The sequence below is a fragment of the Dactylosporangium sp. NPDC051541 genome (assembly GCF_044454505.1).
Classification (GTDB): domain Bacteria; phylum Actinomycetota; class Actinomycetes; order Mycobacteriales; family Micromonosporaceae; genus Dactylosporangium.
The window spans coordinates 159,474-179,980 of the sequence record NZ_JBITDU010000013.1; the positions used below are offsets into that span (position 1 = coordinate 159,474).

Genomic DNA, 20,507 nt, shown 5'->3' on the forward strand with positions numbered 1-20,507 from the left:
CCGCACCGCATTGTCGCGATTACGGCGTGTTTCCGGACGGTGACCCTCATGATGCCCAAGGCGGGCAGGTCAGTGGCCCTCCGACTTTCACAGTTCTGTTACGTCCAGGTGTCCGGCGTGTCCTTGACACGCTCGGCAGGCCTCGCCAAGATGTAAAAACCAAGCGCTTGTTAGGTTTTGAATCACACGAACAAACCACCTGAGGCTGACGATTCGTATAATTCCGACAGGGGTACACATGGGCGTTTTAGCGACGAGGTCTCGTCGGATCGTCAGCTGCCTGGCGGTCGCCGCGATCGCGCTGGCGGGCTGCGGGAACAAGGCCGGAGAAGACAAGCCGAGCAACGGGACCGCGACCGGCGAACCCATCATCATCGGCATGGACGAGGACAGCACCGGCTCCGGCGCCGCCTACAGCGTCATCGCCGGCAAGACGATCCGCCTCGCCATCCAGGACATCAACGACAAGGGCGGTGTGCTCGGGCGGCCGCTCAAGCTCGTCGTCGAGAACGACGAGTCCGACCCGACCAAGGTGCCGGCGACGCTGCAGAAGCTCGCCAGCCAGGGTGCCAAGGCGCTGTTCCTGCAGAGCGGCAGCGCGGCCATCCTCCAGGCGAAGTCGACGCTCACCCAGCTCGGGCTGCCCGCCATCGCACCGACCGGCGTGACCGCCACGCTCGTCACGCCGCCGGACAACGAGCTCATCTACATGCTGGCCAACACCACCAACGACTGGGCCCAGGTCTACTGCGGCGCGTTCGCGGCGGCCGGCATCAAGAAGATCGGCGTGCTCACCGACGACACCACGACGATCGCCGCCCTCGACAAGGCCCTGTTCGCGCAGATGACGTGCGTGGAGTTCGCGGCGACGGAGAAGGGCGCGGCCAACGCCAGCGACCTGTCGGCACAGGTCGCGCGGTTGAAGAACGCCAAGCCGGATGCGGTACTGGTGACAAGCGTCGGCGGTGCCTTCGAAGTGCTCGCGCAGAACACCCTCGGCTCGCAGATGGCCGGCACGAAGCGCTTCTCGCTCGCCTCCATCGGCAACCAGCCGTCCTCGTGGAAGCTGGCCGCCCCCGGCGCGCTCAACGGGCTCATCTTCATGGGCTCCATCAACACCGAGAACCCGCGCACCAAGGATCTCATCAAGCTGCTGCAGGACAAGAACGGCAAGGACTACGACATCACCGCGTACGACGCCCAGGCCTGGGACGCCGTGCACGTGCTCAAGGCCGCCATCGAGAAGGCCGGCGGGGTCGACGACCCCAAGAAGCTCAACGAGGCGATCCAGAGCATCAAGGCCTACCCGGCCACGTTCGGCCAGGGCAACTTCACGCTGAGTTTCAGCGCCGAGAAGCACCTGGGCGCGGACGGTGCGTGCGGTCTGTCCCTGGTGGAGTTCGGCTCGGACAACAAGCCGAAGGGTCCATGGGCGACCTTCCAGCCGCCGTGTAACAAGTAACCCCACCGGGCAGAGAGGTACTACGTCGTGGGCCAGTTGCAGCTGTGGATGTCCGCGCTGGAGATGGGAAGCTTCTTCGGCCTGCTCGCGCTGGCCTACTACCTGACGCTGGTCGGGGCGGGGTTCTTCAACTTCGCCATCGGCCCCTACGCGATGGTCGGCGGCCTGTGCGCGTCCTACCTCGTGCTGTACGAGGACATGAACGTCTGGGCGGCCGCCGGGGTGGCCGTCCTGGCGGCCGTCGCGCTCGCCGTGTTCACGGAGCTGGCGGTCGTCCGGCAGGTGCAGAAACGCTCCGGCCGCGGCGAGCTGCCGGCGCTGGTCGCGGTCGCCGCGATCATGTTCGCCATCCAGCAGCTGGCCGGGTACCTCTTCGGCTACACCACCCTCCCCGGGCAGGCGCTGTTCACGTTCGACCCGGTGACCGTCGGCGACACCGTGGTCCAGCCCAGCACCGTCGTCCTGCTCGCGTTCACCGTCATCGCGTTCGCGGCCGCCGCGGTCTGGATCCGGTACACCCGGACCGGGCGGCTGCTGCGGGCGGTCGGCGACAGTACCCAGGCCGCGACGTTGCTGGGTCTGCCGGTCAACCGGGTCCGGCTCATCGCGTTCCTGCTGTCCGGGCTGCTGGCCGGCATCACCGGCCTGCTGTTCGCCCCGAAGGCCGGCGTGAGCTCGCTGTCCGGGCTCGCCTGGGCGCTGTCGAGCTTCCTGGCGATGGTCATCGGCGGCACCGGCTCGGTGTGGGCCCCGCTCGTCGGCGGCCTGCTGCTCGGCCTGGTCGAGGTGTTCGTGCCGTACTACTTCGGCGGGCAGTCCCACGTCTACGGCCTGCTCCTGGTCGGCCTGCTGTTCTTCGCCTTCAAGCCCAGTGGCCTGTTCGTTCGGAGGATTCGGACATGAAGCGCGTTCCCGGCTCCTTCGGCCTGCTGCTGGGCATCGCCGGTGCCGTGCTCATCCTGGTGTGGGTCGGCGCGGACGGGTACAAGCAGACGCTCGTCACGACAACGGCGACCTATGCGCTCATCGCGCTCGGCATGTATGTGCCGTACCTGATGGCCGGGTCGCTGTCGATGGCGTACGGCGCCTACGCGGGCATCGGCGGCTACGCCGTCGGGCTGCTGTCGTCGCGGACCGGCCTGCCGCTCATCCTGGCCTGGATCGCCGGCCCGGTCGTCGCGGCCGCGGTCGCCGTCCTGCTGGGCCTGGCCACCCGCCGGCTGTCCGGGTTCTTCCTGGCCGCCGTCACACTGCTGTTCGGCATGGCGTTCACCGCGCTGCTGGTCGACGCCGAGAGCCTCTCCGGCGGCTCCGGCGGCCTGGGCTCGCTGCGCAAGCTCAACCTCCTCGGCTGGGAGCCGTCGCACTACCAGATCGTCGTCGGCTCGCTGGTCGTCGTGTGCGTCATCGCGTTCCTGCTCGACCGGCTGCGGATGTCGCCGTGGGGCGTCATCGTGCGGACCATGCGCGACGCGCCCCGCGCCGTCGAGGCGGCCGGCGTGCGCGTCTCGGTCATGAACCTGGTGTCCCTCGCGATCGGCGCGGCCATCGCGGCCGTCGGCGGCGGGCTGTTCACCTACTCGGCGGGCAGCGTCACCCCCGACACGTTCACGCTCAACCTGGTGTTCCTGGCCATCTTCATGCCCCTCATCGGCGGCTCGGGGACGCCGTGGGGGGCGGTGCTCGGCGCGGTCATCGCGGTCGAGCTGACGCTGAACTTCCCGGCCGTGCAGACCAGCGGCACGCTGATCCTCGCGCTGGGCGTGCTGGTGATCCTGCTCCTCGCGCCGCAGGGCGTGATCGGCTACGCCACCCGGCTGGCCAAACTCGTAGGGGGACGACGTGGCTGAGACGCTGCTGGTCGGATCCGGGCTGACCAAGCGGTACGGCGGGGTCACCGCCCTGGAGGACGTCTCCTTCGAGCTGCGGGCGGGCGAGATCCTGGGCCTGGTCGGGCCCAACGGCGCCGGCAAGACGACCCTGGTCGACCTCATCTCCGGCGCCCAGCCCGCCACCGAGGGCGCCCTGACGCTGCGCGGTCAGCGGCTCACCGGGCCCGCGGCGAGACGGGCCAAGGCCGGGCTGGCCCGCACGTTCCAGTACCCGCAGCTCGCCCTCGAGCTCACCGTGGCCGAGAACCTGCTGCTGGGCCGGGCCGCCCGCCGCCACGGCACGGTGTGGCAGATGGTCGCGGGGAGTTTCGCCGGAGCGCTGCGACCCCGTCTCGCCGCCGACGCACAGGCAGTACAAACGCTGGCTCTGGAGCTTGGCATCGAACGGCTCGACCGTCCGGCCGGCGACCTGTCCCTCGGCGAGCAGCGGCTGGTCGAGGTCGGCCGGGCGCTCGGGCAGGACCCCCTCGTCCTGCTGCTCGACGAGCCGTTCGCCGGGTCCGACGCCGGCGGCGTGCACGGCATCGTCGAGGTCGTGCGCACCGTCCAGCGCCGCGGCCACGCCGTCATCCTCGTCGACCACAACGTCGACCTGGTGGCCGGCCTGGTCGACCGCATCATGCTCCTGGACCGGGGCCGGGCCGTGTTCGACGGCAACCCGCAGGAGTGCCTGTCCAGTCCCGAGATGCAGCAGGTGTACTTCGGGGTCGCCGCGACCGAGGACGACGAGGAGGACGCCGAGCATGTCGGCTCATGAGCTGCGCCTGGAGGGTCTGACCGTCCGCTACGGCCACGCCAGCGCCGTGACCGCCCTCGACCTCACCGCGCCCGGCGGCACCGTCACCGCCCTTGTCGGCCCCAACGGCGCCGGCAAGAGCAGCGCCCTCCTCGCGGCCTACGGCTCCGTCGCCGCCACCGGCAAGGTGTTCCTCGACGGCGAGGACGTGAGCCGGCTCAAGCCCGCCGCCCGGGCCCGGGCCGGCATCGCGGTGGTACCACAGGGCCGGCAGCTCTTCCCGAAACTGAACGTCGCCGACAACCTGCAGGTGATGGCCGAACTGCTCCGCCTGCCGCGCTCGGCCGTCGACACCGCCATCGACCGGTTCCCGATCCTGCGGACCCGCCTGCGCAGCCTCGTGGGCGTGCTGTCCGGCGGCGAGCAGCAGATGCTCGTCGTGTCCCGGGCGCTGATGGGCTCGCCGCGGGTGCTGCTGCTGGACGAGATGATGACCGGGCTCGCCCCGCTGATCGTCCAGGAGCTGCTGCGCACCGTCACGGCCCTGGCCGGCGAGGGGGTGGCGGTGCTGATGGCCGAGCCGGCCCTGGGCGCCGTCCGCGGCGCCGTCGACCGCGGCTACGTCCTGGTGCGGGGCGAGACCGTCGCCGTCGTCGAGGACGGCGGCAAGGCCCTCGACGCGGAGTACCAGAAGCGGATGGGCGTCCTGAAGAGCGCCGCCGCCTAGGCCGTGAACCGGGTCCCTAGGCCTTGAACCGGTTGCGGCGCCGTCCGACCTTGTAGAGGATGCCGCCCGCGCCGGCGACCGCGAACCCGGCCACGACCAGCCCGGTCAGCTGCCCACCGGTCGCACCGCCGGTGACGGGCAACGCGGTCGTGGAGGCCGACACCGACCGGCTGGGCGACGGGGACTTCGACGGGGATGTGCTGGGCGACGGGGATCTGGACGGCGACTTGCTGGGCGACGGGGATTTGCTCGGCGACGGGGACTTCGTGTGGGACCGGGAGGACTTCGGGTTCGGGTCGGCGTCGGCCGGGGCGGTCAGCAGGAAGCCGGCGATGACCAGCGCGAGGCCGGCTCCGGCGAGCAGCAGCCCGCGAGCGAAGAATCGTGACATGCCGGGTAGCTAAGCGCCGCGCCCGGTGACCCCGTCCTCACCTTCCGGGGCGATGTTTCCGCCGGTACCGCCTCACCCGGGCGGGTCCGCGAGCACCGCGACAAGCCGGTCGTGCTCCGGTCCGGCGTCGCTACCCGTGGACCTGCTGGGGCAGGCCGCCGTCACGCAGGGACAGCACGTCGTCGGTCGCGCGCAGGACGGCCAGCACGCCGGCGTCGGGCTCGGCGTAGACGGCCGGATAGTCGCACTCGCCGGCCGATTCGTCGAGGGTGAAGGCCAGCCGCGGGCGGTCCAGAGCGAACTGCGCGTCGACGCCGGGCTTGTTGCCGCGCGGGTCCTGGCGGTGCCAATCGCCGTCCAGGTGTACCGCCACCAGGCCGTGCAGGACAAACGAACCGTCTCCGGCGGCGAGGCGCTGGTAGCACAGTCCGGCGCGAATCCCCTGCGCCCGCAGCAGCGCCGCGAGCAGGTGGGACTTCGCGTAGCAGAGGCCGACCCGGTGCTCCAGGACGTCCGCGGCGGTGACGGTGACCCGCGGGTCGCCGGCGTCGAAGGAGTGGCGCACCTCGTCCCGCACGAACTCGTACGCCGCCCGCGCGAACTCCACGTCCCCGGCGTGCCGCGTCCGCAGCCCGGCCGCGGCCGCCCGGATCGCGGGGTGATCGGCCTGCACGACCTCATCGGCCGCCAGGTATGGGTCGGACACCATGCCTCGAGCCTACCGCCGCCCGCCGGCGGCCGCGGTGTGCGCAACTTTCATCGGTGGCCTGGGGCGACGGGGTGCTTCGGCCGCGGGTGTTGACGGTCGGGGCCGGGCGGTCTAAGGGTCTCAGGCGTGGAGATCGCGGTAGCGTTCGAGGGTGACGGGTCCGGCGTCGCGGAGCTGACCTGGGGGCAGCGCGACGTCTGGGATCTGATGCGGCGGACCGGCCGGACGATGAACATCGGCGGCACCATGCCCTGCGTGCCGGGGGAGACCGTCGAGCACCTCGCGGAGCTGCTGCGGTTCATCATGAGCCGGCATCAGGCGCTGCGCACGACCATCATCGACGGCGATCCGCCGCGGCAGCAGGTGCACGCGTCCGGCGAGGCGAGCATCGAGCTGGTCGCGGCCGGCGCCGACCCCGCGGGCACGGCCGAGGCGCTGCGGGTCCGCTATCAGACCGCGCACTTCGACCCGGGCCGCGAATGGCCCGTGCGCATGGGTGTCGTCGTCGACGGTGACCGGCCGACGCACACGGTGCTCATGTACTACCACGTCATCATCGACGGCTTCGGCATCGACGCGATCGTGCGCGACCTCGCCAACCTCGGCGACCCCGCGGCGCCGGTGCGAGGGGTCACACCCCTCGAGCTCGCCGCGCGGCAGCGGGAGCCGGGGGCGGTGCGGCAGAGCGAGAAGGCGCGGCGGTACTGGGAGAAGCAGCTCGACCGCATCAAGGCCGCCGGCGCTGCCGGTGCAGCGAGCGTCGCCGGTCCGGCCGATCCCGGACTCGGCCGGCCACGCCACTGGGAGGTCGTCTGCGAGTCGCCCGCCCTGGCGCTCGCCGTGCGGGCGGTCGCCGCGCGGACCGGGCTCACCTCCGGACCGATCCTGCTGGCCGCGTACGCCGTCGCGCTGGCCCGGGCGACACGGATGGACATCGCCGCTGTCCAAGTGATCGTGAGCAACCGGTTCCGGGCCGGATTCGGGGACGCCGCCACCAGCCTGCGGCAGTTCGGCCTGGTGGTACTGGACATCGAAGACGCCGACGCCGAAAACGCCGGCGCGGGATTCGATGCGATCGCGAAGCGGGCTTGGGCGGGGACGCTGTCGGCGTACAAACACGGGTACTTCGACGGGGCGGGAATGGCGGACGTGCCCGAGCCGACGGCGTTCTTCAACGACCGGCGGCGCGGCATCGACGACCCGGCCGCGGCACCGCCCACAATGGACGACATCGCCGCCGCTCGGGAGAAGACCGGCGTCCGCTGGGGTGGGCGCGAGGACACCTACGACGGCACGTTCTACCTGCACCTGGAGGACGAGCCGGGCCGGACCGTGTACACCCTGTGGGGCGACACGCACCGCTACGAACCCGCCGTGATCGAACGGTGCGCACGCGACCTGGAAGCCGTCGTCATCAGCGCAGCGAACACGCCACCACACGTACCGTCGCTAAAGAAGATTTAAGGTCGGATTCCGCAAAAGATGTAATCGACCGACCGAACGCGCCCTGACAACGATCTTCCAGAGAGCGCTCTCTAAGTTTTCCTTTAGCCTCTTGAACCGGCAATAGGCACTTTGAATACTGGCTGCGCACCCGAGCCTACGAAAAGGATCGACATGCGCAGAACTCGCGTCCTGATAGCCGCTGCCGCGGTCGCAGCGGTCGGCATAGCGGGCGGCGTCTACATGGCGACCGCGAGCGCGGACGAGAACACCGCGCCGAAGCTGGAGGCCGAGGCGTTCTCGGCCCAGTCCGGCGCGCAGACCGAGGGCACCCGCGACACCGGCGGCGGCAAGAACGTCGGCTGGCTCGCCAACGGCGACTGGCTGCAGTACGACAACGTGAGCATCAGCGGCGCCGACCTGAGCGTCCGCATCGCCGCCCAGAACCAGGCCGGCGGCGCCATCGAGCTGCACCTCGGCTCGCCGACCGGACAGCTCCTGGCCACGTTCCCGGTGGCCTACACCGGCAACTGGCAGAGCTGGAAGACCGTCACCGCCACCGCGACCAGCATCCCGGCCGGCAAGCAGACGCTCGTCGCGGTCATGAAGAGCGCCCAGCCGCAGGACTTCGTGAACGTCAACTGGTTCACGCTCGGCACCGGAGGGCGCCCGCCGGCGACGGCGACGGTGGCCCCGCCGACCTCGGCCGCGCCCACGAAATCGGCGACTCCCGCACCTACGGGCAGTACCCCCACCGGCTCTGGCTCTGGCACTGCCGGCTGGGTCGACGTCGACCAGGCCGCCTGGCAAAAGCAGCTGGCCGACTTCGACAAGGTCCAGCAGTTGCCGATCCCGGCCGGCACGACCCGGGTGTCGGAGTTCCACACCGACTGCTCGGTGTCGGGCGAGGCGCCGGACGACCCGATCGTGTTCCCGGGCCTGCCGGGCGCGTCGCACATGCACACGTTCTTCGGTCCGAAGGTGAGCGCGACGAGCAAGCCCGCTGACCTGTTCGCCGAAACGACAAATTGCAACGCCCCGGGCGACAACAGCGCCTACTGGGTGCCGCAACTGCAGCGCAACGGGCAGCCGGTCAAGATGAAGAGCTTCCGGGTGTACTACGGGAGCCGTCTTCCGGACCCGTCGGTGACCAAGCCGTTCCCGCCGGGCCTGGTCATGATCGCCGGGGACGCGAAGAAGCAGACGCCCACCCAGAAGGGCACCAACGGGCAGTTCTGGTGCGCGGGCAGCGCCGAGATCGGCCGCAGCGCCGACGGCAACTGGCCGGTCTGCGCCGCCGGCGGCAACCTGATCTTCCAGCTCACGTTCACGGACTGCTGGGACGGCAAGCACATCGACTCGCCCGACCACAAGTCGCACATGGGCAACGCCGTCAACGGCAAGTGCCAGGGCGACTACCCGGTCGCCATCCCCAACCTGTCGTTCATGGTCAACTACGACTCGCTCGGCGGCGACGGGCTGGCCCTGTCCTCCGGGATGGCCTCGTCGATGCACGGCGACTTCATGAACGCCTGGAAGCCCGAGAACCTCAACCCCCTCGTCAAGGTCTGCCTCGACGCGCACGCCAAGTGCGGCACCACCCCGTCGTTCACCGGCGGCTGAGTCCTTCCTCCACGCAGGTGCGGCGGGCGCTCCCGGCTCAGGGGAGCGCCCGCCGTTTTTCTTCATCTCCTCGAAACCCAAGGCCAGGGGGCGGGAAGGTAGTGTCCCGTCATCCTTGACGACGTAGATCCCTTTATCGGCACCGCCGCGACCGACCTGCCCGCCGCGCATGGTCTGGCCGCCAGTTGGTGGTGGCCCAAGCCGCAGGTCGGCAACACGCACCCCGGTGCGACCTCGCCCCTGGGCATGGTCTCAGCCTGCGCGTACTCCGGCGCGTACCCCACCGGCTACGGCCGGTACGCGAAGAACACCGAGGGGGTGCCGGAGCTGCTCTTCGACCGGCTCCAGGCCTCCGGGTTCACCCACTTCCAGCAGTCGGGCACCGGCGCGATCCGCAAGTACTACAACTACGTCAAGGTCACGCCGATGGTCCAGCAGCTCGACGCGCTCGGCGAGGCCTGGCCCCTGCGCGACGAGGTCGCCGAGGCCGGCTACTACGCGGCGACCCTCGACACCGGCATCCGCTGCGAGATCACGGTCGGCGAGAAGGTCGCCGTGCACCGCTACACGTTCCCCGAGAGCAGCAGCGCCCGGATCGTCATCGACCTGTCCGTGGGCGGGCTGGCGATCGACCTCGGGCGGACGGTACCGCTGCGGGCGCACTGTGAGAGCCTCGGCCACGGGCACGTCCAGGGCACCGTCGTCATGGAGGGCGTGCCGCTGTCCGTGCACGCCGAGGTCGTCAACCCGCGCTGGCGGCAGATGCTGTGGTATGACCGGCGGCTCATCGACGGCGGCACCCGCCTCGACTTCGACAGCATCCGGCACACCACCATGCGCCCGTTCGGCATGCTGTTCATGGGCCCCACCCGGGCCGGGCAGACGGTGGAGATCCGGCTCGGCTTCTCACTGCGCGGCTGCGAGCAGGCGGCGCGGAATCTGCAGCTCGAGTGCGGTACCGAAGAACCCGCGTTCGACCTGGTCCGGGAGGCGACCCGGGACCGCTGGCGCGACCTGATCGGCCAGGTGAAGGTCGACGGGGGTACCGCGGCCCGGCGCACGGTGTTCGCGACCGCGATGTACCACAGCCTGATCAAGCCCTGTTTCGCCGACGACGAGAGCCCGTTCTGGCCGACGTCCGGCCCGTTCGCGTTCGACGTGTGCACCATGTGGGACATCTACAAGACCCAGCTCCCGCTGCTGGCCGCGCTCGCCCCCGATCGCGCCTCCGACCTGCTCGAATCCCTGATCCGGGTGTGCGAGGAGGAGGGCAACTTCCCGATCGGCTACCGGATGGCCCGCGGCGCCGACCGGTTCTTCCGCCAGGCCAGCGCGCTCGCGCACACCGTGCTCGCGGACGCGCAGGCGCTGGGCCGGACCCCGCTGGACTGGAACTGGGCGCTCGTGCACATGGTCGACGACCTGCGCCGGATGTACGGCGAGGACTTCTTCGAACACGGCATCGTCCACCCGATCAGCCACACCCTCGACCTCGCCTACGCCCACCACTGCACGGCCCAGGTCGCCCGCGCCCTCAACGACGTGCACCTGGCCGAGGACCTGGAGCGGCGCAGCCGGCACTGGATCAACGCGTTCGACCCGGTCACCGGCCTGCTGCGGGACTCCGAGTTCTACGAGGGCGGCAAGTGGAACTACTCGTTCCGGCTGCTGCACGACATGGCCGCCCGGATCGCGCTCGGCGGCGGCGACGACGAGTTCATCGAGAATCTCGACAAGTTCTTCGGCTACGGCGCCGGCCCCGTCACGCAGCCGGGAAGGCGCCCGCCACCGGCCGAGATGCTCGCCGGCTACGCCCTCAACCGCTTCGAGGGCCTCAACAACGAGCCGGACATGGAGGCCCCCTGGGCCTACCACTACGCCGGCCGCCCCGACCGCACCGCCGAGATCGTCCACGCGGCCCTGACCTGGCAGTTCGGCACCGGCGCGGGCGGCCTGCCCGGCAACGACGACTCCGGCGGGCTCAGCTCCTGGTACGTCTGGGCCTCCCTCGGGCTGTTCCCGGTCGCCGGGCAGAGCCTGTTCCTCATCAACACGCCCGCCTTCGAGCGCTCCGCCGTGCGCATCGACGACCGGGAGTTCATTGTTGAGACCAGCGGGCACCGTTCGACCCCCATCGGCGCCGATGGCATCGACCGTGACCCGGCCCCGCAGTACGTGCAGTCGGTGACGTTCAACGGCAAGCCCCTCGACGCAACCCACATCAGTGCCGCCGACGTCCACCGAGGAGGCCGGCTGCACCTCAAGCTCGGCCCGGAACCTTCCGATTGGGGGCGCAAGGTCCGGCCCCCCTCGGCGTCAGATGCACTCTTCGGCTTGAAGGAGACCAGGTGACGTACATCAACCGCCGCCTTGTCATCGTGGTCCGCGCGGACCCGGTCATCTGCGGGCACTCCGGGGAGGCCCGGAACCTGGCCGAGGTCGCGCTGCGGCGTGGCTTCGACGACGTGCGGCTGCTGACCTGGCCGATCGCGGCGCTGCAGGCGGCCGGGCTGCCGCTGAAGCCCCTCGACCGGCTGCTGCCCTACAGCCCCGGCATCACCGTCGAACGCCCCGAGCCCGTCGGCGACTACCGCGTCCCCGACGGCCGGCACCTGGCCGGGCTCACCGGCCGCCTCACCGAGCTGCTCCTCGAACCGGTCCCGACGACGTGCCTGTCCATGTACCTGGTGCCGCACGCCACCGTCGTCGCCGACGCCGTCACCGCCGTCCGCGCGGCCGGCTTCAACCCGACGGTCCGCACCGTCGCCAAGGCCGTCGGCTCCGACGTGACCAACGTGATCCGCTCGTGCCTGCGCGACGACCGGATGGGCGCGGCGATCAACCTGTTCACGACGTTCCTCGGCAACGACGAGCTGGTCGCCGTCTCGCAGTACACGGCCGACGAGATCGTGGCCGCGGCCGAGCAGGTCGACGCCCGCTGCGGCACCCGCTTCGCCGAGCAGTGCCGCCACCGCGTCACCATCGGCTACCCGCCGATCGACGCCTCCGCCTACCTCGACCTCGACCCGGCCGACGTCGACCGGGCCCTGGCCCGCCGCGGCCTCGAACGCGACGGCTACATCCTGTTCCTGTCCCGGGTCGCCCGGGCCAAGGGCATCCACGACCTCGTCCACGCCTACCAGCGGATGCGCTGCCGCCCGGCGGTGAAGCTCGTCGTCGCCGGCACCGGCCCGGCCCTCGACGAGATCCGCGCCCTGGCCGCCGGCGACGACCGGATCGTGTTCCTCACCGACGTCGACGACAGCGAGAAGCCGCTGCTCATGCGCGGCTGCGCGGCCTACGCGCTGCCGACCCGGCCCGAGCCCGACTTCGTCGAGACCTTCGGCATCGCCCTGGCCGAGAAGATGCTGGCCGGCGGCGGCCCGGTGATCACCACCCTGACCGGCGGCACCGGCGAGGCCGTCGGCGACACCGCCGTCATCGTCGAGCCGTTCGACGTCGACGGGCTGGCGCTCGCCATCGACCGGGTCATCCTGGAGATGACGCCGGCCGAGCGGGCGGCCCGGGAGGTCCGGGCCCGCGACTTCGCCATGGCGTTCGAGCGGACCGCGGTGTTCGACCGGCTGTTCCCGGATGCGGTACCGTCCGTGCGGTGACCTCGTACCGGACGCTCGGCGAGTCGGCCTGGACGTGGGTGCTCGGCCAGGTCCAGGACGCCGACGGGCCGTGGCTGCCGGTGTCGGTGCCCGGCGCTCTGGGGAAGTTCCGCGACTCGCTCTACGAAGGGATCGCGGGACTGGCTCCGGTGCTGGCCGAGATCCGGCAGTACCGGCCGCTGTCCGGCGGGGAGTCGGCGCTCGCGGACGCGATCGTGGCCCGCCTGGCCCGGGAGGCCGCGACCCGGACCGACGTGTCGCTCTTCGACGGCCTGGCCGGGGATGCCACCGCGCTGCGGCTGTTGGGCTCCTCGTCGGTGCCGGCGCTGGACGTGGAGCCGCCTGAGTACCACGACATCATCTCCGGCACGGCGGGCGTTCTGCTGACCCAGACGTGGCTCGGGCAGGATGTCGGCACGCTGCCGGAGGCGCTGGTGGCCGGGGGCGAACAAGCGCTCGGTGGGCTCGACTGGCGGATGAAGCCCGGCTACCGGTCCAGCTCCCCGAACTACTCCCACGGCACCGCGGGCGTGGCCGCCGCCCTGGCCGTCGCCGGGCACGTGGACGCCGCCGTGCGGGGCGCCGAGCATCTCCTGGCCATCGCCGACCTGTCCGGCGGCGGGTTCATCGTCGAGCACACGATCCCGCGTTCCGAGCGGGAGGTGGAGCCGGTGACGTACACCTGGTGCCACGGCCCGGCCGGCACGTCCCACGCCTTTGCGGCCCTCGCGCACGCCGGCGTCTCGTCGATCGGCGACCATGCGGTCGATGAGCTGCGCCGCCGCTGCCTCCACTCGACGCTGTCCTCGGGCCTCCCGGAGCGCCTGCGCCCCGGCTTCTGGGACAACGACGGACGCTGCTGTGGTACTGCCGGAGTCGGCGACATCCTCCTGGACGCCTACCAGTCCCTCGGTGACGACCGCTACCTCGACGGTGCCCGCACGATGGGCGACGCCCTGGTCTCCCGCGCCGTCGACGGCCGGTATTGGCGCTTCGTGGAGTACCGCAGCGAAGCACCGCTCCTGCCCCCGGGCACCGGCTGGATGCAGGGCGCCGCCGGCATCGCGGCCTTCCTGCTGCGCCTGGAGCGGGTCCTGGCGGAGGGTCTGACGGCCCCGATCGTGGACCGGCCGGACAACTGGTTCGCCGTGCCGGCCGGTCTGCGGGTGTCTGCGGGACCGGCTGCTTGAGGGGCCGGCGCTTTACGGGGCCGGCGCTTTACGGGATCGGCGGGCCGGTCTGCTTGATCATCTGGAAGCTGTCCAGGCGGTAGAACTCGCACCGGCTCGTGCCGCCGAAGGACAGGTACAGGTCGTGGACTCCGGTCGGGGTGGTGGCCAGGCCCAGCCGGGTGCTCGACTGGAACCACTGATCGCAGCCGCCACCGTTGGGCTGGAACGTCAGGAACGGCGTGGCGGTGGGGGAGTCCAGGCGCAGCTCCACGGTCCCGGCCCCGGTCGCGCAGGAGCGCCAGGTCGCGAACCCGCTGGCCTGCCCGGGCACCCCGAAGTCGACGGCGTCGAGGCGGAGCCGGTCGCCCGCGGAGAAGGCGACCCCCTTGCCGCCGGAGGCCGCCGGATCGTTGAAGACCCGGACGCCGTGCTGCGCGTCGTACGACTCGGCCTCGACGACCGAGCCGAACGCGCGCACCGGGGCCGCGGCGGCGGGTGCGGCGGTGGCGGCGGTGGCGGCGGTGACGGCCGCCGCGGCCAGCATCGCACCGGCGATGACGAGTAGTCGTTTCATGCGCCCGAGTCTATTAACAATCATCAATCTTTGCTACGGCGTCTCGGCTGCGCCTCGCTACGGCGTCTCGGCTGCGCCTCGCTACGGCGTCTCGTCCGCGCCGTCGTCGGTCACGCTGTCCAGGCGCGGCACCGGGGGCAGGCCGGGGAGTCGCCGGTCGTAGCGTTCGATCTCCAGCTCGGCCTTGCGCACCTCGAGCGCGGTCTGCCGGTTCTGCTCCTCGACCAGCTTGGCCCGCGCCTGCTCCAGCTTGAGCTTCTCCTTGGCCATCGCCAGCTTGAACCGGTGCCGGCGCGACTGCAGATGCTGCACGAAGCCCGCGGTGCTACCGCCGAAGAGGAACAGGAATACGACGATGTACCAGAACGCGTCGTGCACCACCACAGCACCTCCCGTATGCGACGCGGCAACGTCACACTACGGCCGGGCGTCAAGGTCGATGGAACCGCGTCGATGATCCCGGCGCCCGGCGGCGGCGTCGGTGGGTCAGGTGATCGGCAGGTCGCGGGCGAGGTCGATGAACTCCGCGCCGTCGACCTCGTAGCGCTCGACCTCCGCGAAGCCGTGGCGCCGGGCGAAGGTGAGCCCGTCGGCGTTGGCGGCCAGCACGACCGTGGCCACCGTCGTCGCGCCGAGCTCATCCGCCACGGCCAGCAGGTGCGCCAGGTATTCGGTGCCGTAGCCGCGGCGGCGATGGTCCGGCCGGACGCGGACGATCACCGTCGCCTGCCCGTCGACGACCGGCCGCACCGTGGCGTTGCCGACCACGTGCCCGTCGACGACGCCCAGCGTCAGCAGATTCCGGCCGCGGCGCTCCTCGACGTCCGCCGCCGACAGCGGCGCCGCCGGGACGATCTGGTTGTGGATCTCGCGCCACACTTCGGCGGTCTCGTCGGACACCGGTACGACAGTCAAGGCCATCGACCGAGGGTAGCCGTTGCGTATCGTCAGTACCCGTGCCGCTGTCATTCCTGACCGACGTGCTGCCCGAAGGGTCGGCGGTCACCGAGGTCGTGCCGCGCACCGGCGGGTCGCTCAACGAGGTCCTGGCCAAGACGCTGCAGTTCGAGCTCGGCGAGTCCGCGGCGAAGCGGGCCGCGCTGCTCGACGACTACGGGCCGCTGCCGCCGCGCGGGGCCGAGCGGATCGAGCTGTACCGGCTGTATCACGCGATCGAGCTGTGGACCTGGTACACCTCGATCGGCCGCACCAAAGACCTGGACGCGTTGCTGGGCCGCCTGCGCGCGAACATCGCCCGGCTGTCGGCGTCAGGCCTCGGCGCCGGCCGGGTGTGAGCCGAGCAAGCGCCGCCGGGTACTTCCGCGCGGTCCCGGCCGGACCCCGAGAGGGCGTATTGTCGTCGATGTGATCGGGGATCTCGCCAGTCCCGTGTTGATCGGCCGGCGCGTGGAGCTGGAGCGGCTGCGCGCGCTGCTGGACCGGGCGGTCGGCGGGCAACCCGCGGTGGCGCTGCTCGCGGGCGAGGCCGGGGTCGGCAAGACCCGCCTGGCCCGTGAGATCACCCGGGCCGCGGCCGAGTGCGGGGTGCGGGTGCTCAGCGGCGGCTGTGTCGAGCTGGGCGGGGAGGGCGTCCCCTTGGCGCCCCTGGCCGACGTCCTGCGCGTGATCGTCCGCACCACGCCGCCCGAGCACCTCGACGCGTGTTTCGGGCCCGCGCGGCGAGAGTTCGCCCGGCTGCTGCCGGAGCTGGACCCGGCCGCCGCCGGCGCCGCACCGTCCGACGGATCGGCCGCCCAGCTGCGCGAGCACGTCCTCGGCCTGGTGACCCGGCTCGCCGCGGACCGGCCGATGCTGCTGGTCGTCGAGGACCTGCACTGGGCCGACCGGTCCACCCGGGACCTGGTCGCGTTCCTGATCCAGACCATCCGCGAGCTCGGCGTCTTCCTGCTCATCACGTATCGCTCCGACGAGCTGCACCGCCGCCACCCGCTGCGGCCGCTGCTGGCCGGGTGGGAGCGCAACCGCGGCGTCGACCGCATCGACGTCGAGCGGTTCGGCCGGTCCGAGGTCGCCGCGCAGGTGGCGGCGATCGCGGGTGGTGCGTCCGCGGCCCGCCTCACCGACGTGATCTTCGAACGCTCGCACGGCAACGCGTTCCTGGTCGAGGAGATCCTGGCCGCCGTGGCCGGCGGCGCCGACCCCGGCGACCTCCCGCCGTCGCTGCGTGACGTGCTGCTGGCCCGCACCGAGGCGGTGTCCGGCCCGGCCCAGGAGATCCTGCGGGCGGCCGCGGCGGCCGGCCCGCGGGTGACGGAGCGGCTGCTGCGGATCGTGGCCGACGTCTCGGAGGCCGACCTGCACCCGGCCCTGCGCGAGGCCGTCGAGCACCACCTGCTCGTCGTCGACGCGTCCGGGCGTGGCTACACCTTCCGCCACGAGCTGACCCGCGACGCCCTGTACGACGACCTGCTGCCCGGGGAGCGGGCCCGGCTGCACACCGCCTACGGCCACGCGATCGCGGCCGACCCGGGGCTGCTCGCCGACGACGGCGGCGCCGCCGGGGTCCTGGCCCACCACTGGTACGCCGCCCTCGACCTGCCCCGCGCCTTGGCCGCCGCGGTGGCCGCCGGCACGCAGGACGCGGCCGAGCTCACCCCGGCCGAGGCGCTGCGCCACCTGGAGCGGGCGCTGCGGATCTGGCCGCGCGTCCCCGACCCGGCCACGGTCGCCGGCCGGACCTGGTCCGAGGTCGGCGTGCGGGCCGCCGAGGTGGCGGTGGCCGCCGGCGAGGTGCAGCGGGCCCTGGCCCTGATGGACGAGGTGATGTCCGCGGCCGATGCCGGCGCCGACCCCTTCGGCGACGCCCGGCTGGTCGCGCGGCGGGTGCCGATCCTGCGCGCGCTGGGCCGGGACGAGGAGGCCACCCGGCAGCTGCGCGACGCGCTGGCGAAGCTGCCGGGCACCCCGGTGACGAGCACCCACGCGGAGCTGCTGGCCGCCCTGGCCAGCTCACTCATGCAGATCGGCGAGGAGCACGAGTGCGAGGCGGTCGCCCGCCGCGCCGTGGCCGCGGCGACGGCCGTCGGTGCCACCGCGGCTCAGGCCGACGCGCTGGTCAGCCTGGGCATCACCTGCTATCTCGGCGACCCCGGGACCGGGCTGGCGGCGCTGCGGGAGGGGCTGGCGCTCGCCACCGCGCACGGCCTGCACAACGTCGCCCTGCGCGGCCACATCAACCTGTCGGACTGCCTGGAGCTGCTCGGCCGGCACGCCGAGGCGGCCGACGTCGCCGCCGCCGGCCGGGCCCTGGCGATCCGGCTGGGCCAGGCCCGGTCGCGGGGTGCGATGCTGGCCGGTAACGTCGCCGAGCCGCTGATCCGCCTCGGTCGCTGGCGGGAGGCCCTCGACCTGATCACGGAGTCGCTGGCCGAGGACCCGCGCGGGACGTTCGCGAGCACGTTGCTGATCCTGCGCGGCGAGCTGCACCTGTGGCAGGGCGACGCGGACGCCGCCCGCCGCGACGTCGCCGAGGCCCGGCGCCAGTTCGGTGGCGGTGTCGACCCGCAGTACACCCTGCCGATCGCATACATCGAGGCCGACCTCGAGCGGGTTGCCGGATCGTTCGCCGCCGCGCGGGACCGGGTCCAGGCCGCGATGGGCCGGGCCACGACGGGCCGGGCCAGCGGGGGAATGGCCGTCCGCTACAGCTGGCCGCTGGTGTGGCTCGGGCTGCGGATCGAGGCCGACGCCGGGGCCGGCTCGACCTCCATGCCCGCGCGGGCGGCTCTGCGGGAGCTGGCGGCCACGCTCGACCGGGCCACCGGTCCGGCGCAGGCGTACCACGCGCTGGCCGCGGCCGAGGCGGCCCGGTGCGACGGCCGGGCCGATCCGGCCGCGTGGCAGGCGGCGGTCGCCGCGGCCCGCCGGGCCGACGAGGCCTTTCCACTCGCATACGCCCTATTCCGGCTGGCCGCGGCCCAGGCCGCGACGGGCGACCCGGCGGTCGCGGCCGCGACCGCGCAGGAGGGCCTCCGGCTCGCCGACGATCTGGCCGGCGCCGTCGCCGACGACATCCGGACGGTGATCCGGCGGGCCCGGCTGCGCACCGACGCCGAACGACCGGCCCCGGCCGTCCCGGAGCGCCGGTTCCGGCTCACCGACCGGGAGTACGAGGTGCTGGTACTGCTGGCCGAGGGCCGATCCAACGCGCAGATCGCGGCCGCGCTGTACATCAGCCCGAAGACCGCGAGCGTGCACGTGTCCAACATCCTGGCCAAGATCGGGGCGGCCAACCGCACGGAGGCGGCCGGCACCGCTCACCGCCTCGGCCTGCTGCCCGCGTCGTAGCCCGCCGGAACGGGCCCGGCGCCGCCGAGCCCGCCCCACTGCTGTCCGCGCCGCTCAGATCTCGAACACCAGCTCGTTGTCGGCCGGCGTGGTCCGCGGCCACAGGTGCCACCCGATGATCTCAGCCCCGTCCGCGAGGCTGCCTCCGCCGACGTTGACGAGGTCGCCGGTCTGCACGTTCGCGAGGTACGACAGGTCCTGGCCGTTCCAGTTCGCGTAGCGGACGATGAACCACTGCTCGATCGGGAGGTTCCGGTTGCACGGCCGCTGCTGCAGCCGGTGTCCGCTCACCCCGTCGGTGGCCAGGCAGCCCGTGGACCACTGGTTCTGCAGCAGGAACGGGCCCTCCGGGGTGACCGTCCCGCCGGCCGCCAGCAGGCACCACGTGAACTTCGGGTCCGGCGTTGGCCACTGCTGCACGATGCGCCCGCCGTCGGCGTTGTCCACGACGGTCATCTCCAGCCGGCTGCTGAAGAACTGATACCGGTGACAGCTGCCGACCACCCCGGCACTCGCCGGCGCGGCCACCGCCACCGCGCCGGCCCCGCCCAGCAGGACCGCCGCGATCGCCGCCGCCGCCCGCAGGGCCCGCATCCGCTTCATCATCTCCGTGCTCCCTTCCGGCCCGCTCGGGCCGACACCGAGGAGCCTGCGCGCTGAGGCCGTACCGGCACATTGAGCGCCTGCCCTATCCGGCCGTCAGGTAGGCGACCTAAGGGGTTGCCCAAGGACAGGCCCGGCTCCGGCACCGCCCTGGCGGGTCGCTGACGCCTACCCGACCGGCGCCTAGGGATTTCGTCCGATGCGTGGCTCAGGCCTCGGCCCGGACGAGCCTGGCCTCACCGCGTCGCGGTGTGGGTGGCGCGGCCCGTGCCGCTGGGCGACTATCTGCCGTTGCCGTTGCCGTTGCCGTTGCCGTTGCCGTTGCCGTTGCCGTTGCCGTTGCCGTTGCCGGTGCCCGTGCCGTTGTCGCTGCCGGTGCCGGTGCCGGTGTCGGTGCCGCTGCTGCTGGGCGGCGTCGGGCGGTGTCAGGCGTCGGCCGGGTGTGCGTCGAGGAACCGTCGCAGGCCGGTGCGGACGCCGTCGGTGGGGACGGTAGCGGCGAACGCGGCCGCCTCGACGGCGAGGGCCTCGTCGATCGGCAGGTTGAGGCCGCGGGTGACGGCGCGCAGGCAGGCGGTGATCGCGGTCGGGGCGTGGCGGATCGTGCGGGCGGCCAGGTCGCGGGCGGCCGGCAGGAGCTCGTCGGCCGGGACGACGGCGTTGACCAGGCCGAGTTCGGCGGCGCGGGCGGCCGGGATCGGGTCGCCGGTGAGGATCAGCTCCAGCGCGCGTTTGCGGCCGATGTGGCGGGCCAGGCGCTGGGTGCCGCCGAACGGGGGCGGAAACCCGAGCGTGATCTCCGGCTTGGCGAACGAGGCGTGCTCGGCCGCGATCGCCAGCGGCGCGGCCTCGGTGATCTCGCAGCCGGCCCCGTAGGCCAGGCCGTTCACGGCGACGATCAACGGCTTCGGGTACTCCTCGATCCGCCGCGTCAGCGCCTGCCCCCGCCGGACGAAGTCGTGCAGCGCGCGCTCGGGGCCGAGGCCGATGCTCGCCGCCAGGGCCGGGATGTCGGCGCCGGCGCTGAACGCCCGCCGGCCGGCCCCGGTCAGGATCACGGCCCGGATGGTCCCGTCGGTCGCGATCCGGTCCAGGGCCTCGAGCAGCGCGTCGATCGCCGGATAGTCCAGGGCGTTCAGCTTGTGTTCGCGGTCGATCGTGAGCGTGGCGACACGGTCGTGCAGTTCGACGATCATGCCGTTCACGGTAGGTGCGGTAGGCTGTGACAATCCAACGATTGTCCTAAGGAC

The 20,507-nt window shown here is 72.2% G+C and carries 19 protein-coding genes; 12 read left to right on the top strand and 7 right to left on the bottom strand.

Annotated features, from left to right (window positions below):
* The first annotated feature begins 238 nt into the window (after positions 1–238).
* Genes ACIA8L_RS42245 through ACIA8L_RS42265 form a run of 5 tightly spaced genes read left to right on the top strand, consistent with a single transcriptional unit; the run spans position 239 to position 4,817 of the window.
* Positions 239–1,462 carry an ABC transporter substrate-binding protein gene (locus tag ACIA8L_RS42245; RefSeq protein WP_395913645.1) on the top strand — a complete coding sequence of 408 codons (1,224 nt, stop codon included), beginning with the start codon at positions 239–241 and terminating at the stop codon, positions 1,460–1,462.
* Positions 1,463–1,489: 27 nt separating this feature from the next.
* On the top strand, positions 1,490–2,365 hold the full coding sequence (locus ACIA8L_RS42250) for a branched-chain amino acid ABC transporter permease (protein ID WP_395913647.1): 876 nt from the start codon (positions 1,490–1,492) through the stop codon (positions 2,363–2,365).
* Positions 2,362–3,312 (top strand): branched-chain amino acid ABC transporter permease, encoded by a 951-nt coding sequence (locus ACIA8L_RS42255; RefSeq protein ID WP_395913649.1) that lies wholly within the window; start codon positions 2,362–2,364, stop codon positions 3,310–3,312. Before ACIA8L_RS42250 ends, ACIA8L_RS42255 begins: the two co-directional genes overlap by 4 nt.
* On the top strand, positions 3,305–4,111 hold the full coding sequence (locus ACIA8L_RS42260) for an ABC transporter ATP-binding protein (RefSeq protein ID WP_395913651.1): 807 nt from the start codon (positions 3,305–3,307) through the stop codon (positions 4,109–4,111). The genes ACIA8L_RS42255 and ACIA8L_RS42260 overlap by 8 nt, the downstream gene beginning before the upstream one ends.
* Positions 4,098–4,817, top strand: a complete 720-nt coding sequence (locus ACIA8L_RS42265; RefSeq protein WP_395913653.1) for an ABC transporter ATP-binding protein — start codon at positions 4,098–4,100, stop codon at positions 4,815–4,817. Before ACIA8L_RS42260 ends, ACIA8L_RS42265 begins: the two co-directional genes overlap by 14 nt.
* A gap of 16 nt (positions 4,818–4,833) precedes the next feature.
* Here the strand turns inward: ACIA8L_RS42265 and ACIA8L_RS42270 are convergent, their stop codons facing one another.
* Both ACIA8L_RS42270 and ACIA8L_RS42275 read right to left on the bottom strand, forming a co-directional pair.
* A complete protein-coding gene (locus ACIA8L_RS42270) occupies positions 4,834–5,208 on the bottom strand; it encodes a hypothetical protein (RefSeq protein ID WP_395913654.1) in 375 nt (124 codons plus the stop codon).
* A gap of 130 nt (positions 5,209–5,338) precedes the next feature.
* Entirely contained in the window at positions 5,339–5,917 is a 579-nt protein-coding gene (locus ACIA8L_RS42275; RefSeq protein ID WP_395913656.1) for a transglutaminase family protein, read from the bottom strand.
* 126 nt (positions 5,918–6,043) lie between these two features.
* Here ACIA8L_RS42275 and ACIA8L_RS42280 point away from each other — a divergent pair, with 126 nt between their 5' ends.
* The 5 genes from ACIA8L_RS42280 (at position 6,044) to ACIA8L_RS42300 (ending at position 13,790) form a co-directional block, all read left to right on the top strand.
* Positions 6,044–7,381 carry a condensation domain-containing protein gene (locus ACIA8L_RS42280; RefSeq protein WP_395913657.1) on the top strand — a complete coding sequence of 446 codons (1,338 nt, stop codon included), beginning with the start codon at positions 6,044–6,046 and terminating at the stop codon, positions 7,379–7,381.
* A 153-nt stretch (positions 7,382–7,534) separates the two neighbouring features.
* A complete protein-coding gene (locus ACIA8L_RS42285) occupies positions 7,535–8,983 on the top strand; it encodes a DUF1996 domain-containing protein (protein WP_395913659.1) in 1,449 nt (482 codons plus the stop codon).
* Between the two features lie 135 nt (positions 8,984–9,118).
* Positions 9,119–11,335 (top strand): glycoside hydrolase domain-containing protein, encoded by a 2,217-nt coding sequence (locus ACIA8L_RS42290; RefSeq protein WP_395913868.1) that lies wholly within the window; start codon positions 9,119–9,121, stop codon positions 11,333–11,335.
* On the top strand, positions 11,332–12,600 hold the full coding sequence (locus ACIA8L_RS42295; RefSeq protein WP_395913661.1) for a glycosyltransferase: 1,269 nt from the start codon (positions 11,332–11,334) through the stop codon (positions 12,598–12,600). Before ACIA8L_RS42290 ends, ACIA8L_RS42295 begins: the two co-directional genes overlap by 4 nt.
* Complete coding sequence (locus tag ACIA8L_RS42300) at positions 12,597–13,790, top strand: lanthionine synthetase LanC family protein (RefSeq protein ID WP_395913663.1); 1,194 nt, start codon at positions 12,597–12,599, stop codon at positions 13,788–13,790. Before ACIA8L_RS42295 ends, ACIA8L_RS42300 begins: the two co-directional genes overlap by 4 nt.
* Positions 13,791–13,818: 28 nt before the next feature.
* On the opposite strand, the gene ACIA8L_RS42305 is transcribed toward ACIA8L_RS42300, so the two are convergent.
* The 3 genes from ACIA8L_RS42305 to ACIA8L_RS42315 form a co-directional block, all read right to left on the bottom strand.
* Positions 13,819–14,346: a carbohydrate-binding protein gene (locus ACIA8L_RS42305; protein ID WP_395913665.1), complete on the bottom strand. Its 528-nt coding sequence runs from the start codon at positions 14,344–14,346 to the stop codon at positions 13,819–13,821.
* A gap of 81 nt (positions 14,347–14,427) precedes the next feature.
* Positions 14,428–14,727, bottom strand: a complete 300-nt coding sequence (locus tag ACIA8L_RS42310) for a hypothetical protein (protein ID WP_395913667.1) — start codon at positions 14,725–14,727, stop codon at positions 14,428–14,430.
* A 105-nt stretch (positions 14,728–14,832) separates the two neighbouring features.
* Positions 14,833–15,267: a GNAT family N-acetyltransferase gene (locus ACIA8L_RS42315; RefSeq protein WP_395913668.1), complete on the bottom strand. Its 435-nt coding sequence runs from the start codon at positions 15,265–15,267 to the stop codon at positions 14,833–14,835.
* A gap of 35 nt (positions 15,268–15,302) precedes the next feature.
* On the opposite strand from ACIA8L_RS42315, the gene ACIA8L_RS42320 reads away from it, so the two are divergent.
* Positions 15,303–15,641 (top strand): hypothetical protein, encoded by a 339-nt coding sequence (locus ACIA8L_RS42320; RefSeq protein ID WP_395913670.1) that lies wholly within the window; start codon positions 15,303–15,305, stop codon positions 15,639–15,641.
* Positions 15,642–15,711: 70 nt separating this feature from the next.
* Positions 15,712–18,654 carry an AAA family ATPase gene (locus ACIA8L_RS42325; protein WP_395913672.1) on the top strand — a complete coding sequence of 981 codons (2,943 nt, stop codon included), beginning with the start codon at positions 15,712–15,714 and terminating at the stop codon, positions 18,652–18,654.
* A gap of 54 nt (positions 18,655–18,708) precedes the next feature.
* On the opposite strand, the gene ACIA8L_RS42330 is transcribed toward ACIA8L_RS42325, so the two are convergent.
* Positions 18,709–19,260, bottom strand: a complete 552-nt coding sequence (locus ACIA8L_RS42330) for an RICIN domain-containing protein (protein WP_395913674.1) — start codon at positions 19,258–19,260, stop codon at positions 18,709–18,711.
* A gap of 422 nt (positions 19,261–19,682) precedes the next feature.
* Positions 19,683–20,453 carry an enoyl-CoA hydratase-related protein gene (locus tag ACIA8L_RS42335; protein WP_395913676.1) on the bottom strand — a complete coding sequence of 257 codons (771 nt, stop codon included), beginning with the start codon at positions 20,451–20,453 and terminating at the stop codon, positions 19,683–19,685.
* Positions 20,454–20,507 lie beyond the last annotated feature (54 nt).